The organism is Neptuniibacter marinus, from assembly GCF_001597725.1.
GTDB lineage: Bacteria > Pseudomonadota > Gammaproteobacteria > Pseudomonadales > Balneatricaceae > Neptuniibacter > Neptuniibacter marinus.
In genome coordinates this window covers 49,079-63,787 of sequence record NZ_LUTR01000002.1, presented here as the reverse complement: position 1 = coordinate 63,787, position 14,709 = coordinate 49,079, and the positions used below count along the sequence as shown (strand labels likewise).

The following is a 14,709-nucleotide window of genomic DNA, read 5'->3' as shown; positions in this document are numbered from 1 at the left end:
ATTCAACTTATAGCATTGTGTCTGATATTGCTTATAAATCAATCTGCTGCTTCAAGTTTAAGAGGTGAAAAAGTACGTGAATTAGGTGAGCTTAAAGTGTGTTATTGGCCTGATTATTTTGCCATAAGTTACAAAAACCCCAGAACTGGCCGCCTCGAAGGCATCGACATAGATATGGCTCGGGAGTTATCTACTTTTATGGGTGTAACACTAAGATTTGTGGAGAGTTCTTTCTCCAGCTTAGTTGAGAATTTATCCAATGATGCCTGCGATATCGCAATGCATGCAGTTGGAATAAGAGACGATCGTAAAACTTATATGGAATTCTCTTCTCCTTATTTAAAAAGTGATATTTATGCGGTAAGTACAAAAGATAACCAGTATATCACCAGCTGGGAGGAGATTGATGAATACGGCAATATCGTTGTTGTACAGCGGGGGACGTTTATGGAACCTGTGCTTAAGGGTTATATTAAAAACGCTAAAGTCACAGTAGTGGACAGCTTTAAAGCCCGAGAACAGGAAGTGCTAAGTGGCCGAGCGGATGTATTTATGGCGGACTACCCCTACGGAAAACGCATGACACAGCTCACCTCATGGGCGGTGCTTTTTAAACCTCAAGAATCACTCGCACCTACGGAATATGCCTATGCAGTTCCCAAAGGCGAACTGGACTGGTTACAAGAGATAAATGATTTCCTTTTAACCATGAAGCAAACCGGCAAACTAACAGAATTTGCTGAAAAGCATGGTTTGAGTGAAATTGTTGTGAATGATTAAAAGGTGATGGTCTAACCGCATTAAGCGTAGAACGAAGTGTGTGAGATAGGATCACCTCATTCCCATGCTCTTGCGTGGGAATGCAAGTCAGGCTGTTCGATACGGCGACGCTATCGGCTACCACGCAGAGCGTGGGAGCCAAGTGGGGGAGTGCTTGTCACTTCCAGCTTTGCCATTCTTTAGCTGAAGCTTGTGCTAACCGCGCTCCGTCAGAATGGATGCTGCCGTTTGTGTTTACACTAGGTTAAATTAATCGCAATTAGCCAGTATTCGATTTCTGCAGCTACGCATTGAGTGTGGGCTGTTTATAGGTGCATTGTTTTATGCGAAATCTGACTGAATTTTTACCAAAATGGATTTAAATAATGATTGGATTGCAGGTTGTAGCTGTTCCAGCAGAGGGCAGTGCTGGGCAGAAAGCGGGTATATATAAAGATGATTTCATCATTGGCGTTGATGGTGAAAATATTGAAACAGTTGATCAATTAATAGAGTTGATGACTGAAAAGGCTGGAACCTTAGTTAATGTTGAGCTGTTGAGAGGGCAAATCGTTGTCTCCAAAGTTATCGAGGCTGGAACGTTGGGTATTAACCTAGTTCCTGAGATAGTAGACGGGCTATTGGAGAAGGTTGCTAGTCGACAAGATGCTTTAAAAGCAGAGCCACATTTGTTGGAGGTGATTTTAACAACAGCGCCATACGTCGAAACACGCCCAGTGGTTGAAACGCTCGATATAGTTTCTGCTGAATGTGTAATCGGTATGAATGTTTTTAAAGATGTGTTTGTGGCTGTTAGAGATATGGTAGGAGGAAGAAGTAAAGCTTATCAAAACGCATTAGGTGAAGCTAAACAGGAGTGTTTGATGGAACTCAGGAAAATTGCAGTTTCTTTAAATGCTAATGCTGTGATTGGCGTATCACTGAATTATTCTGAAATTAGTGGAAGTGGTAAGTCAATGCTATTTTTAGTAGCCACTGGGACTGCTGTTAAGCTAAGCCCGTAATGAACTAACGCAGTGTGTGAGGTTGGTTTCACCTCGTTCCCATGCTCATGCGTGGGAATGCAAGTCAGCATCGGCTACCACCCAGAGCGTGGGAGCTAGGTCGTGTTTGAGATAGGCGAGATAAGGAATCACTTGCACCTACGGAATATGCCTATGCTGTACCTAAAGGGGAGCTAGATTGGTTGCAAGAGATCGATGACTTTCTGTTAACTATGAAGCAAACCGGCAAACTAACAGAGTTTGCTAAAAAGCATGGTTTGAGTGAAATTGTTGTAAATGATTAAAAGGTGATGGCCGAACCGCATTAAGCGTAGAACGAAGTGTGTGAGATTGGTTTCAGCTCGTTCCTATGCTCCTGCGTGGGAATGCAAATCAGCATCGGCCACCACGCAGAGCATGGGAGCTAGGTCGTGTGTGAGTGTTTGAGATAGGCTAAATAACAAAAAGCCCCGATTAACGGGGCTTTTTGCGGTATTTGGTGGATGGCGTCTAACGAATAAACTATATAACTAACTGTTTTAAAATAGATATGTTTATTTTTTGTTGCTCTTGTACCCCCAGCTTTGTATGGCTACCTACTTATTAGCTGCTTTCTTTTTAAAAAATGAATTCGCTGGTGGATGTCATAATGTATTATAAATTACTGACTGTATCCGCTTGGCGGGTCTACGCCCTCGCATGGGGTTAAGGTTGTAAACTCGTTCCCATGCTCCTGCGTGGGAATGCAAAGGCCCCCAGTAAAGCCCCCAAGGGTGGGGGCTTTTTGAGGATATGTTCGGAACCCCTAAGAATGATGTTAGGTGTGGAAGTGAGGAGATTCAAGGGGTTCAGGCATAAAAAAAGACGCCCTAGGACGTCTTCGTTTATCAATTTGGTGGAGATGGCGGGGGTCGAACCCGCGTCCGTCAATCCTCCGCCTCAAGATCTACATGTTTAGGCTTCTCTATTTAATTAACCCGTCACGACCCGAGAGCCAGGGTGTTATGGGCGAGCCTCTTTAGTTTTAACCGTTCAGCTTGAGGCAAAGCGTCCGGGCGATTCTGTCTCGAATGATACCGCAAAATCCTCTAGTTACAGACACCTGAAGGAGCGGCACAAGCCGACTTATGCGGCTAGAGCGTAGTTATCGTCGTTTGCAACTATAACTGTGTAGTGAGGGATTTACGAGAATCACTACATTCTCGACATGCACCTAAGGTTTTGTAATCAGCGTCGAAGCCAAGTCATCCCCAGATGGGCGTATTATAGCGTTTGTTTTCCTTTGTGCCTAAGTCTTTCTGTAATAAATTTTTTATCTATTGCTGACGGCCCAATTGATCACAATAACTTTCTAGATCTTTACTTGCTTTTGATGCGGTTTTATCTAACGATGCTAAGTTATTTTCAACAAAGGCGGCAAGTACCGCAGGTCTGGCGCTTTGTGGAATATTTTTCTGTTCCATAACCGTATCGAAAGCTGTTGAGTACTCTTCCCGTGCTTCTGGCGTCATCGAGTTAAGTTTTTCCCATAGGGCCGTAAAACCTGCGCTTTCGCGGCTGGAAGGGGCAAGCGCGCCAATGATTTCTAATATAGTTGATAGTCCCGCACCAACGGCTACTCCTGCTGCTAAAGCGGTATTAGAGTCAATTATTCGGCTACTAACGTAACTACCTGCACCATTAGGTATCAATATCCCAGCAATGTAGGTGCCGGTCGACCAGTTTTGGGCTGAGCTTGCTCGTTCAATAGCTTGATCATCCATAACGCCGGATGCTTCGCCTATACGCGCTTCATCAACGGCACGGATCGATTGAAGTAAACCCGGGAGGCCCATAACGGCACTAGTGCTAGCACCGGCAAGGAAGCCAAGTACTGCGGGGGTGCCTGCCCCTCCGGTAATGATGCTGACCGCTATGCCGGCAGTGATACCAGATATTGACCGTACCCAGCTTTCGGTACTAAGTTGTGATTCACCTCGGCTGACGGCTTGATTGATACAGAGAACAATAAAGCTGCTTTGACTAGCGCCGAGTGAGCGGATAAGGCTCTCTTTTGCTCCGGGAAGTTGGGAGATGGTTTTAAATAGATTTTGTGGGGCGATAATGCGAAAGTTTTCTAGGGTGTCTGTGATTAAGCGGCTGGTAGCGCGAATACTGCTCGCCATTCTTTCGGTGCTATCGAGTGCGACAACCGATTCTATACCTAGACCGTCCATGACTTGCTGCCCTGCACGTTGAATGGTTTGGTCGGGTGAGGATAGCATTGCTTGTAAGCGTGCTTTCCATTCTTGTAGTTGCGTGTCGTTAGAGGCCAGCGCATTGAGTGATCTAACTGCTTGATCCATCATGCTGACGGCTTGGGAGTGGGTTTCCCAGGCTAGTTGACCGCTTAACGAGTCTCTAACTTTATCGCGCAGGAATACATTAAGGGTGCCTCGATGGTCTTGACTCATGTTAGCGTAGCGGCGTCCGATGGCATTCCAGATATTATTGTTTACTTGGTCTTGAGTGTGGCTAGCCGCAAAGGTTCTAAATGCTTGGGCGCGAAGTGCTCGGTTAAATGAATCGGTATGGTCGACGTAGTGTTCAAGGCTGTTAACCGAATCCCAGAAGTAACCTTCATCAATAGGGTGTGCACTAAGTGTGGCGACAATACGATCAAATGCATTAATCGTCAGAGATTGTTGGGGCGTAATTCGGTTGTTTAAGCCATCTCTGCCAGCGCGCGAGAGCGCGGTCGAAACGTCTTGTCCTGGATTGCACATGTTGCCTCCTTCTGGCGATTTATAGCCAATTTTTTATATAGGTATTTACTGCATTTGATCCATCAATGTTGTGCTTTAAAACAGTGTCTTTTTTTATTGGTCGGAGAAATCCCCATTTTTGATCGCGTTTTCTATATGGGGTGTTAATTGCTCCGATAGTGCATTTAACTTTGAGGCGTCTAAGTTGGATTGATTACTTAGTTGCCGAAGAGAGTTTTGTAATCCAGAGCTACCCAGTAGATCGTTTTGTCCAGGTGATGATAAAGAGCTTCCTAGTGAGCTTAGTAATTGTTCGGGATTTAATGCTTGCTGTAGGGATTGCTCAGGAGTTGGCTGCTCGTTTTGTCTTTGTTGTGATGACTGATTGACAAGGGTTCGCAGCATATTAGCGAGTTGGGTAGCTGAAATATTCATAATCTTCACCCGTTAAACCTTTATGGTTAAGACTTGATCAGCCTCTATCAGTTCGCCTGCCTGTGGATCTGTGGCGGTGACGATTTTGCTATCAGATACGTTTTTAGGGCTGAGGTTGAAACTGATACCTAAGCGTTGGAGTAGCACTTTTGCAGTAGCTAAAGGTTGTCCTGTTATGTTCGGGACAATATTAAGATCATCGATCTGTGTAGGTGCCGGTACAGGTAAAAACTTAAGGGTCAGCTTGCTACTGGCCTGTACATTAAAATCGTACTGATTTTGGTAGCTAGCATCGACGGTCGTGCCTTGTAGTTCAGTGGTTCGTTTGCCATTGTTGTCTAAGGTTTGTCTCAATGAGAGGGCCATATTGATCTCAGCAGTAGCCTCTGGGATAACATACCAAGTAGGGCGGTAACCGATGTTTCTTAACTCGGTGATGGTTTCATCATCACTGCGGTAGATTTCCTTCATGTTTTCGATGGTTTTAGCGTCGATGGCGTACTGAGCATTAGCTATGCCTGTACCGATTTCGGCGACCATATCACCAAGGGGTGCTGCTAACACATCCTGAAAGATATTCTTTTGTGACATGTTTAAGCTCCTGTACTGGGGGAAACCCCGATAATTAACATGATTTCAGTGTCGCTATCGATTGCTGTGCCAGCTTTAGGTGATTGGCTAATAATTTTGCCGGTTTCACTTTGCTGTTCTTTTGTTAGTTGTTGGTTGTACCACTGGGCATCGAGCTGCATCTCATCGAGTCTTCGATTAGCTAAGCTGCGGGTATAGCCGATGAGGTCGGGCATTTTTAGTTTTTCAGTTGTGGTTGTTTCTTGAGTGCCTGAGACATCTAAGTCGAGTATCAGTGTCGAGAGCATGGCGGGATCAATTAAGGTTAGGCTATTGGCATCTTTGACGAGTCGTATTTTATCTTTACTGCTACCGGGCAGCACTTTTAGATCCATACGAGCACTTTTTAGTTGGAAGCGGCCATTGTTGGCAGTATCGGCTTTGTTAAGCGCAGCCATAGCTGATGAGATCATTTCATCCTTATTAAGCTCTTCTGTTTGTAAGCTTATTTTGGCATTTGGATCTATTCTTTCGAGTTCCTTTATACGCTTCTCTTTGCCTTTTAGTTGCTCGGTTAGGTTTTTATTATGTAGCTGAAGCGTCGACAGTTGCTTGGTTATGGCAGGATCTACCTTGGCTGTCTGAGTGACTTTTCGTAACTGGTCAATCTCAAGCTTTAGCGTTGATTCCGCTTTTTTACTGGCTTGTAGCTGTTTTTCTAGTGTTTGATTAGAAACTTTAAGAGTGTTTAATTGTTTTACGCTTTCGGTGTTACTGGCTGCTGCTGGAATCCCAGTAATTGATGTTGGAATTGTATGGAAGATGGTGTTAGCAACGGTTAGAACAGGACTAAAACTGACTTTTACGTTGCCAAAATCCAATTTTGCGCTGCTATAGCTTTTTGGTGTGTTGGTTAGGTTGAGCCAGTTATTTTTGTGTTGAGTTCGTAGCAAGACGCGCGGTAAATATCCTGTAAGGTTTACACTGCCTTGTGCTTTGAATAGACCGCTTGCGAGTGTTCTACCCGAAGCAATACGTTGTATTCGACCATTTGCAGCGTAGAAACAGACATCTACAAAGGCATTTTTTAGGGCTTTGCCATTGTTATCAAGAAGCTTGGCTGTAATTGACAGTGCCATTGGTTATCTCCTATTGATGCCGATATAGCAGAGTTTCGGTTTGTGAAAACAGATCGGCACTGATCGCGATAATCTGATTTTTACTTTCTGTTTTTGCGATGCTGAGTTGGCAGGAGGCATAGCCTGTATCGTCAAGCTCTAAGGTCGATAAAGTAAGTTTTGTGCTTTTGTGTAAGGCGCCTCTTCTTTCTTGTTTATTAAGCTTCTCGGATAGTTCTCGGTCGATATTTACCTCAACAACACTGTTATTCAGGGGCGTGCCTAGACTGTCTTGGCCGCGTATCTCAATAGTTACTTGGGTAGCCGATTTTTTTGTAGCTGACAGGGTGATGATCGGTGTCGGCCGTCCAGAATCAATCGGTGTGGCGACCATTACGCCTCGAATTACGCTGCTGGCGCTTTGGGTCTGATTCGTTGCAGAGGATGGCTTAAATGCTAATTTTTTAGTGTAACGACCTTGCTTACTACCCTCGGAAGAGGATGTTGACGTCATATCAAGCTTTAGCTCAAATTCCATTTTAGGGATATGGTAAACAAGCGCTTCTTGGCCATATGCATTGAGTACAGGCGTTTTGTTAAGCCGACTTTGTGCTTGGGTCAGGCCATCAGCCAGATTGATCAGGAAGTCATCTAAATTTTGCCCTTGGGCAACCTGATTCGACATGTTATCTACTCCACCTATTCATTGGATCTAAAATCCCCAGCGGGCATTTTCTGCTCGTCTGTCCATTTTTTTTTGCAGTGCGCGCTGTCGCCGTTTCTCATCGTTTAACTGCTGTTGGCGCGCTTCTTCTTTTCTGCGAGCTAAGAGTGTTTGAAGTCTGTTTTGTCGTTGTTCTAGCTCTTTTTCCGCTGCAGCTTCTCTATTTTCCTGCTCTGGGTCGGTAGGCTTTTTCTTTAGCCTTTCTTCCCGCAGTAAGTATTCGGTTTGGCGTTGTTTGTTTTCTAAAGCTATTTTCTGTGCTTGTTGTCTTTGTAGTTCTATTCGTTGCTGTTCAGCCGCTAAACGTGTTAATGCTTCCTGTCTTTGTATTGCTAAACGTTCTTGGCGTTCGCGTTGTAATGTTTCGTTGCGTTGACGCTGTAATAGTTGTTGATTTAAAGCCTCGCGTTTTAATTGGTCGAGCTTTTGTTGGCGCTGTAATTTGTTTTTGGTGTCAATTTTTTTGCGAATAAGCTGCGCCGTTTTTAACGCTTTTGCTTGTTCTTCTTTTTGTTGTTCTTGTTTACGTTTTAGTTTTGATTGTTCTAGCCATCTTTTCTTTTGTTCTGCCAACAGAAGTTCAGCTTTGGCTGCTTGTTTATCTTGTAGGCGCGATTTGGCAGTGTGAACGGGCATCGGGAAACGTAGGTTATCCCAGCTATTCTCTTCTGCCTTTGTTCGTCCTAATAATTGATCCATCTCCTGTTCAAGAGCTTGATGGTGCGCTATCAGATGTTTAAGCTCATCTGAGACTTGATCCATTTGCAGTAGATCAGCTAGTGATTTTTTTTCGCTTTCAAATAGCGGCGTAGTGGAAGACTGAGGTGAATCGTTTGAATCCTCTTCTTCCAGTAGGTCGCTCCAGTCAAGGTAGTCACTCATCACTTAGGTTTTTTTATTCTGAGTCAGGTTGGTTTCTCTCAACAATAGCTCTAATGCGCTCTTCTAAAACTGCCGGTGGAGGCGTAGGCATAATACGGCTTCGCATTAAGCTAGAACCTTCGGCCGAGTAGTTGTATTTATTGGCATAGCGAGCGCTTACGGATGTGGTTCTAACTTTGGCATGTGCACCTATGATAAAACCGGTCGCAGTTGCGCTGACGGATTTACTCGAGCTTTTGCGTTCGAACTCAGATTGCTCGGTAAAACTGATAGAGATTTTTATCTCAATAGTTGTATCGGTAAATTGATAAAATGTGGGTGTGAAGCCCAGTTCAATTAAGGACATTTTTTGGCCATCAAAATGAACAAGAGATTCTTTTTTTGTGACCGATGTAGCGCCTGTAATGGGGTCTACTTCGGTGACTTCATATTCACCGCTCATCATCTGGGCGAGGCGTAGACCGCTTTCATCCATTGCATACTGAGCTTCTGCAATGGCCATCCCCATGCCGGTTATCATTTCACCAAAAGGGACATCACTTAGTTCACGTCCAATGCTTCTACGAGGCATAATCTGTTGCTCCTATTTTAGTTTGACATTAGGTTTCATCGGATGGATTGTCATTTTCAAGTAATGCTCGAACCCGTTCTTCAAACATTGCCGGTGCAGGAATCGGAACTAAGTTACAGCGTAATAAGCTGGCCCCTTCAGCACTGTAGTTATATTTGCTTGAGTAGGTGGCGTCGACGGTGGTTGTTCCTACTTTTGTTTTGCTGCCAAATAAACGGCCAAAGAAGCTTGAGCTTCGTTTGTAGTTGTCGCGGGTGCTATTGGTTGTGGTTGTACGTTCAATTTCACGAGACATTTTTATCGCAATTTTCACTTCAATAATGTTATTAGTGAATTGGTAGAACGTAGGTGAAAAGCCTAATTCCATCATGCTGAGCTTTTGTGATTTCCCCTCTTCATCTTTACCAAAATATACCCGTGTATCTTCAGTACCAGTGATATTGCCGCTGTCATCGAGTATAGGTAATCGCCCGCCCATCATTTGGGCTACATGTACACTGGCTTGGTCCAATTCATATTGGGCGTCGGCGATAGCAAACGCCATCTCTCGGATCATCTCCCCCATGGGGACATTTAGTAGATCTCTTCCTATGTTTGACATGAGTTAACTCCTGTAAATATTGCTAATTTATTCGTTAGTATCGTTATTATTGGTTGAGGTTGGTTGCCGACTGGCGAGCCAGTTTTGAAAAGCATTAGGGGGTGGAATGGATGAAATTCTGGCTGTTATTGAGCTGCTCGCTTCAGATGAGAAACTATATTTACTACTGAAAGATGCGCTGACCGTCGCGGCAAACATAACGAAGTAGGCGGTGCCGCCAGCCATGACTGAGGTGCCAAAACTGGCTTCTCTGCTGGTTGAGGACGATAAGGAGACTTTTAGATCGATGGTTGCTTCTGTGAAGTGATAAAAAACAGGCGCAAATCCAAGGCTAATTAGCGATTGTTTTTCACCATCCCCTACATCGACTCCATGCCCTTCCGCATCACCGAGCTGCATCGCCATATTGATAGAGTTGATATCGAGCTCACGTTGCGCTGAGGCAATGGCGGTACCCAGCTGATTAAGAAGCCCTGGCAGTGGGGATTGCTCTAAACTTGCCATCACTTTGTTATGTGACATTTTAGTGCTCCAGGTTAGCCGTCGGTGTCCGTATCGCCATTGTCGGTCGGTGTGTCGTTATCCGCAGGCGTGTCAATGTTGATAGGATCTGCAGGTGTATCAACTAATGGTGCGGGATTTGGATCGGAAGCAATGCGCCCGCCGCCGTTTGCAGCATGGGTCTTTATAGCATCTAAAAATGCTTGCGGTGGTGGAACTGAGCGCATAGTGGTTTTGATACGGGAGACGGCTTCCATATCAAACTCATATTTGTGGTGTAGGTCGAAAGAGATACTGCCAGCAAATGCGACAGGAAAGCTTGAGTTTTCTGGTGTTCCGGCTTCTAGTTCACCGCCAATATCTATGCCTGATTCAACCCGTACGGAAATGGTAACTTTGAACTCCATCTCCGTTTCAGTAAAGTGATAGAACTGTGGGATAAAACCAAGTTCAAGTAAGCTCCTATCTCGAGGTACGCCTTGCGCATCATTGAAGGTTACTTGTGTCTCACTGAGTAGCGTAGCTGCACGCACTGAGGTCGCATCGAGTTCATATTGTGCGGAGGCGATTGCTTTCGCGGTGTTTTCGATAAGCTTAGGGATGGGCACATCCATGAGTGCCTGACCCGGTGTCATTCCGGCGACTTCGTTATCAAAATTCATCATACTCTCCCTTTGTTGATTAGCCTGAGCTAATCGGTTGACCTATGCACAGATCTATTGCGTTTATTACTGCACTTATGCAGTAAGAGAATTCCTTTCTACAGCAATGTATAAATTTGTATTGGCGCTCAGTTTTAAGCTAAGCCAATGGCTTTAGCGCCCTCTCGAACAAGTCGGTCAGATAGATGAAATAACCCTAAGCCTTGTTGTTCTTGAGTTAAGCGGCCAGATGAAGCGCTGCTATACCTATTTATACGGTTTAATATGGGTTGCAATGTTGCTTGTTGTTGGGCTGTACAGAGTGAAATGAGGTGTTTGTTCTGAGCGACGAGTTGATCGCGCATATCAAGTTTGACTAACAAACAGAGCTTTCTCATCTCTAGTGTGATCTGATCTTTTTTCGCTTCTGTCGATAAACTGTCTGCAGCTTCTGCATATTGTTCGAGGCTGTGTTCGCAAATATCGAGTGCTGTATTAAGTTGCCCGCATAACTCTAAGCATTCCATGCTTAACTCGGCTAAATAGCGCTGTAATATCAGTTGAATATTTTGCCGCATAGCTGCCTGACTTAGCACGTGGATAGCTTGAACTGCGGGTTCATATTGTCGCCGTTTTAGCAGGGAAGCGATCTCTTCTAAGGCTCCGCCAAAACTGATTTGTTCAGCATCCATGACTTTATTGGCCTTTTGATTCGGTTGTTGGAATAAGGCGTGCGAGCAATCCAGCTTTCTTTGCTTCGTGTGTAATCCACAATGCTTGATGGATATTAGCGGCTAAGGGGGTTGTGCTTATGCCATCTTTAGGTGTTGGTAGCAGTATTGTTCTTCCCATAATACTGTTAAGCAGGTTACTTAGAGCTTGTTGGGTGTTTGGGGTTATGTTTTTGAATTCGATATTATATTTCTCTCCCGCTACTGATATTGCACTCCCTTGGCAACCCAATTCATACATTACAGCTAGATGTTTTTGGGTATCCTCAAGTGGAATAGAGCGTTCTAATACAATGGGTAGGGAGTTGATTAGTTTCCTATGGATCTTTTCGGGTATTGAGAATTGCTCAGTTAACCAGTTTGAAAAAGAGTCGAAATCTAATTCTGAAGGTACAGTGTCAAGGGCGAGGTTAAACCTGAAATAATCATGATTCTGGATAATTACAGGAAGATGAAGTGATGTTGCTTTTTGCCATATATCTTGTGCTGCGCTGTAACTTAAGTTGTTAGCTGACCACTGTTTACAGGTGACTTCATTAGTATTGGGTTTAAGGCCTAGGCTAATGTATTGGCTTCGGATTGATTCATTATAACTAGGCATAAATGCCATTACAGTATAAAGCGCAGTTGCCGGTGCTGAGGCAACTAACTCTATACCAGGTTTACTAAAGCGTCTGATAAGGTCTGCGGCAACCGTTTTGGATAAGCGCCCTAAAAGTATGGCGGGAACTTGGGTCAGACTTTTGATAATTTCTTCGCCGGTCTGCCCTGTAAATGCTGCAATTTCAGCAGCAAATTCGGCTGCGTGATCAAATCTTTTTATGTGAGCGGCTAGTTCGTATTGTGTTGTATCGGTATCTATAACGACATCATTGCCAACAATTTCACAAGGTAGCTTGAAGTCGCTGAGCGCAGCTTTCAATTGTGACGCTCGCTCTTGGCTGAGATTAGACTGAAGTATAGAAGGCGAGGTAAGTATTCGTTGAACACACTCTTGTTTAGAAAGCCCGAAATGTTGATGAGCTGCACTAATAGTCAATGCATTTGCGTCACCTATGCTGTTGACTTGTAACTGATATCCCTGTGACTGCACGTTATTCTCCCTGAACGCCCTGCTGCATAAAACACGCTGTGATGTGCTTTTTGGAGTAAACTATTGCACTAGAAATGATCAAAATCAAGAGGTGAAAACGTATATTTTAAACGCTTGTTTATCTGAGGATAAAATAGGGTGTTAAGGGAATTACCTGAGTACTTAATAAGTTGTTGATTCTACGAATGGTTGTTAATTTTTACGTTGCAGCGCAGCGTGATTAAAGTTCATTTAATTGAGCGATGACATGAGAAAACATATTCAAGGGGGGAGGGCGACACTTAGGCAAGTGTCGCTGCTCAATTTATCTAGCTGCCATTAAACGCTGTTTTTGTAGTGCCCAGTCTTTATCTTTATCAGCAGCACGTTTGTCATGCTGTTTTTTACCTTTGGCTAAGGCTATTTCACATTTAATGTGATTACCTTTCCAATAGAGCGCAAGTGGGACGCAGGTAAGACCTTTAGCATTGATCGCGCTAATGATTTTAACTAGCTCTCGATGATTTAAGAGTAGTTTTCTTTGACGTGTAGGGTCTGCGACCACGTGGGTGCAGGCTGTCTTTAATGGTGTGAAATGGGCGCCCACAAGCCACGCTTCTCCCTTATGAATATTCACATAAGATTCAACGAGCTGTGCGCGACCTTCGCGTAAACTTTTTACTTCCCATCCGGTCAGCACTAAGCCCGCCTCGAATTTATCCTCAATAAGGAACTCGTGACGTGCTTTTTTGTTTTGACAGATGGTGTTGCCTGATGGGGCTTTTTTCTTTTTAGCCATGGCGGGCGATTATATAGTGCAGATCAAAGCAAAGAAAGCAGTTCTAATAATATTTACCGTTGTGTGAAATGGCGTTGCCGTACTTTTTTAATGGTTGGAAAGTGATTATTTTTCGTTGTGCTTTTGAAGTATAGATGAAAGAATTTCGCTATCTGTTGATCATAAGAATAAATAGAGAGCTATCAGCTTATGCAAGACAAAACATCTATTCATGGTGCTTGGACATCGCGTTGGATCTTTATATTAGCGGCTACAGGATCAGCTGTAGGCTTAGGTAATATCTGGAAGTTTCCCTATATAACGGGTGAAAACGGGGGAGGGGCGTTTGTCTTGGTATACCTCTGCTGCATTTTGCTTGTTGGGGTGCCGATCATGATAGCCGAAGTACTCATCGGGCGTCGGGGCCGTCAAAGTCCTATTAATGCGATGAAAAGTGTGGCGCTTGAAGCAGGGCGCTCTCAGTACTGGTCGCTTGTCGGTTGGACGGGCGTTCTTGCAGGGTTTATGATTTTTTCTTTCTACTCAGTTGTCGCGGGTTGGGTGTTGTTTTATATCGCGGGAATGGGGGTTGGCGACTTTATTGCTATAGGCAGTGCGGACGCAGGTGCTGTGTTTAATAACCTATTAGATGACCCGCAGACATTGATTATCTGGCACTCGATTTTTGTCATGATGGTCATGCTAGTTATTGTTGGCGGCGTTAAAAAGGGATTGGAAAATGCGGTTAAATTTCTTATGCCCGCATTGTTTCTCTTATTGCTTGTTATGTTGGGATACTCTTCGCAAACGGAAGGGTTTACGGCGGGCTGGGATTTTTTGTTTCATTATGACCCATCTGAATTAAGTTGGGATTCTGTTCTAGTGGCTTTAGGACATTCATTCTTTACTTTATCTTTGGGGATGGGAGCAATTATGGCCTATGGGTCATATATGCCGAAGAAAACGTCTATCGGTGGTGCGGTTATTTGGATCGCAATCATGGATACCTTGGTTGCCCTGATTGCTGGGTTGGTTATTTTTCCTATCGTTTTTTCTAATGGCATGGATCCAGGAGCGGGGCCTGGTTTGATGTTTGTGACTCTGCCTGTTGCGTTTGGTCAGATGCCTGGCGGACAGGTTTTTGGTTTTGTGTTCTTCTTGCTGGTGGGTATCGCCGCTTGGACTTCGGCGATATCTCTAATGGAACCAGCGGCTGCTTGGTTAGTCGAAAAGTTTAATTGGCATCGTATTCCCGCCTGTATTGTTTTGGGTTTGATTGTTTGGGGTATGGGAGTTGCCGCCTTAGGTTCGTTCAACTTTATCTCTGATGTGAAATTACTTGGATTTAATGTATTCGATTTCCTCGATTTCATGACGGCTAATATAATGTTGCCGCTGGGTGGTTTGTTTATTGCTATCTTTGCAGGCTGGATTATCACGCGGGATATGGTGGCCAATGAGTTGGCAATCTCTTCCCCTCTGCTGTTTAATGCATGGTATATTGCGTTGCGTTTTATTGCGCCTATAGGCGTGTCAGTGATTTTTGTTCTCAATTTAATTGAGAAGCTTAAGTAGGGG

At 44.2% G+C, this 14,709-nt stretch carries 16 protein-coding genes and 1 other RNA gene; 3 read left to right on the top strand and 14 right to left on the bottom strand.

Annotation, left to right across the window (positions count from 1 at the left end; genetic code table 11):
• Positions 1–27 precede the first annotated feature (27 nt).
• Complete coding sequence (locus tag A3774_RS02185) at positions 28–780, top strand: ABC transporter substrate-binding protein (RefSeq protein WP_231867920.1); 753 nt, start codon at positions 28–30, stop codon at positions 778–780.
• A 365-nt stretch (positions 781–1,145) separates the two neighbouring features.
• Entirely contained in the window at positions 1,146–1,784 is a 639-nt protein-coding gene (locus A3774_RS16725; protein ID WP_197467997.1) for a heavy metal-binding domain-containing protein, read from the top strand.
• 872 nt (positions 1,785–2,656) lie between these two features.
• On the opposite strand, the gene ssrA is transcribed toward A3774_RS16725, so the two are convergent.
• The 14 genes from ssrA to smpB all read right to left on the bottom strand — a co-directional run bounded on the left by ssrA (position 2,657) and on the right by smpB (position 13,152).
• Positions 2,657–3,015: a transfer-messenger RNA gene (ssrA, locus tag A3774_RS02175) on the bottom strand.
• A gap of 64 nt (positions 3,016–3,079) precedes the next feature.
• The gene (locus A3774_RS02170) at positions 3,080–4,528 is read right to left on the bottom strand and encodes a hypothetical protein (RefSeq protein ID WP_067862584.1); all 1,449 of its coding nucleotides are present in this window, start codon (positions 4,526–4,528) and stop codon (positions 3,080–3,082) included.
• 93 nt (positions 4,529–4,621) lie between these two features.
• Complete coding sequence (locus A3774_RS02165) at positions 4,622–4,942, bottom strand: hypothetical protein (protein ID WP_067862582.1); 321 nt, start codon at positions 4,940–4,942, stop codon at positions 4,622–4,624.
• Positions 4,943–4,954: 12 nt separating this feature from the next.
• Positions 4,955–5,533 carry a PASTA domain-containing protein gene (locus A3774_RS02160; protein WP_067862579.1) on the bottom strand — a complete coding sequence of 193 codons (579 nt, stop codon included), beginning with the start codon at positions 5,531–5,533 and terminating at the stop codon, positions 4,955–4,957.
• A 2-nt stretch (positions 5,534–5,535) separates the two neighbouring features.
• Complete coding sequence (locus A3774_RS02155) at positions 5,536–6,651, bottom strand: PASTA domain-containing protein (RefSeq protein ID WP_067862577.1); 1,116 nt, start codon at positions 6,649–6,651, stop codon at positions 5,536–5,538.
• Between the two features lie 10 nt (positions 6,652–6,661).
• A complete protein-coding gene (locus A3774_RS02150) occupies positions 6,662–7,315 on the bottom strand; it encodes a hypothetical protein (protein WP_067862575.1) in 654 nt (217 codons plus the stop codon).
• Positions 7,316–7,342: 27 nt separating this feature from the next.
• A complete protein-coding gene (locus A3774_RS02145) occupies positions 7,343–8,236 on the bottom strand; it encodes a coiled-coil domain-containing protein (RefSeq protein ID WP_067862574.1) in 894 nt (297 codons plus the stop codon).
• A gap of 13 nt (positions 8,237–8,249) precedes the next feature.
• Positions 8,250–8,807: a hypothetical protein gene (locus A3774_RS02140; protein WP_067862572.1), complete on the bottom strand. Its 558-nt coding sequence runs from the start codon at positions 8,805–8,807 to the stop codon at positions 8,250–8,252.
• 28 nt (positions 8,808–8,835) lie between these two features.
• Complete coding sequence (locus A3774_RS02135; RefSeq protein WP_075107888.1) at positions 8,836–9,408, bottom strand: hypothetical protein; 573 nt, start codon at positions 9,406–9,408, stop codon at positions 8,836–8,838.
• A 27-nt stretch (positions 9,409–9,435) separates the two neighbouring features.
• Positions 9,436–9,930, bottom strand: coding sequence for a hypothetical protein (locus A3774_RS02130; RefSeq protein ID WP_067862568.1), 495 nt, complete (start codon positions 9,928–9,930; stop codon positions 9,436–9,438).
• Positions 9,931–9,944: 14 nt separating this feature from the next.
• On the bottom strand, positions 9,945–10,574 hold the full coding sequence (locus A3774_RS02125) for a hypothetical protein (RefSeq protein ID WP_197467996.1): 630 nt from the start codon (positions 10,572–10,574) through the stop codon (positions 9,945–9,947).
• Between the two features lie 131 nt (positions 10,575–10,705).
• Positions 10,706–11,242: a hypothetical protein gene (locus A3774_RS02120; protein WP_067862564.1), complete on the bottom strand. Its 537-nt coding sequence runs from the start codon at positions 11,240–11,242 to the stop codon at positions 10,706–10,708.
• A gap of 4 nt (positions 11,243–11,246) precedes the next feature.
• Positions 11,247–12,374 carry a hypothetical protein gene (locus A3774_RS02115; RefSeq protein ID WP_067862563.1) on the bottom strand — a complete coding sequence of 376 codons (1,128 nt, stop codon included), beginning with the start codon at positions 12,372–12,374 and terminating at the stop codon, positions 11,247–11,249.
• Between the two features lie 304 nt (positions 12,375–12,678).
• A complete protein-coding gene (gene smpB, locus A3774_RS02110; RefSeq protein WP_067862561.1) occupies positions 12,679–13,152 on the bottom strand; it encodes an SsrA-binding protein SmpB in 474 nt (157 codons plus the stop codon).
• A gap of 189 nt (positions 13,153–13,341) precedes the next feature.
• Between smpB and A3774_RS02105 the strand changes: the two genes are divergently transcribed.
• Positions 13,342–14,706 carry a sodium-dependent transporter gene (locus A3774_RS02105; RefSeq protein ID WP_067862558.1) on the top strand — a complete coding sequence of 455 codons (1,365 nt, stop codon included), beginning with the start codon at positions 13,342–13,344 and terminating at the stop codon, positions 14,704–14,706.
• Positions 14,707–14,709 lie beyond the last annotated feature (3 nt).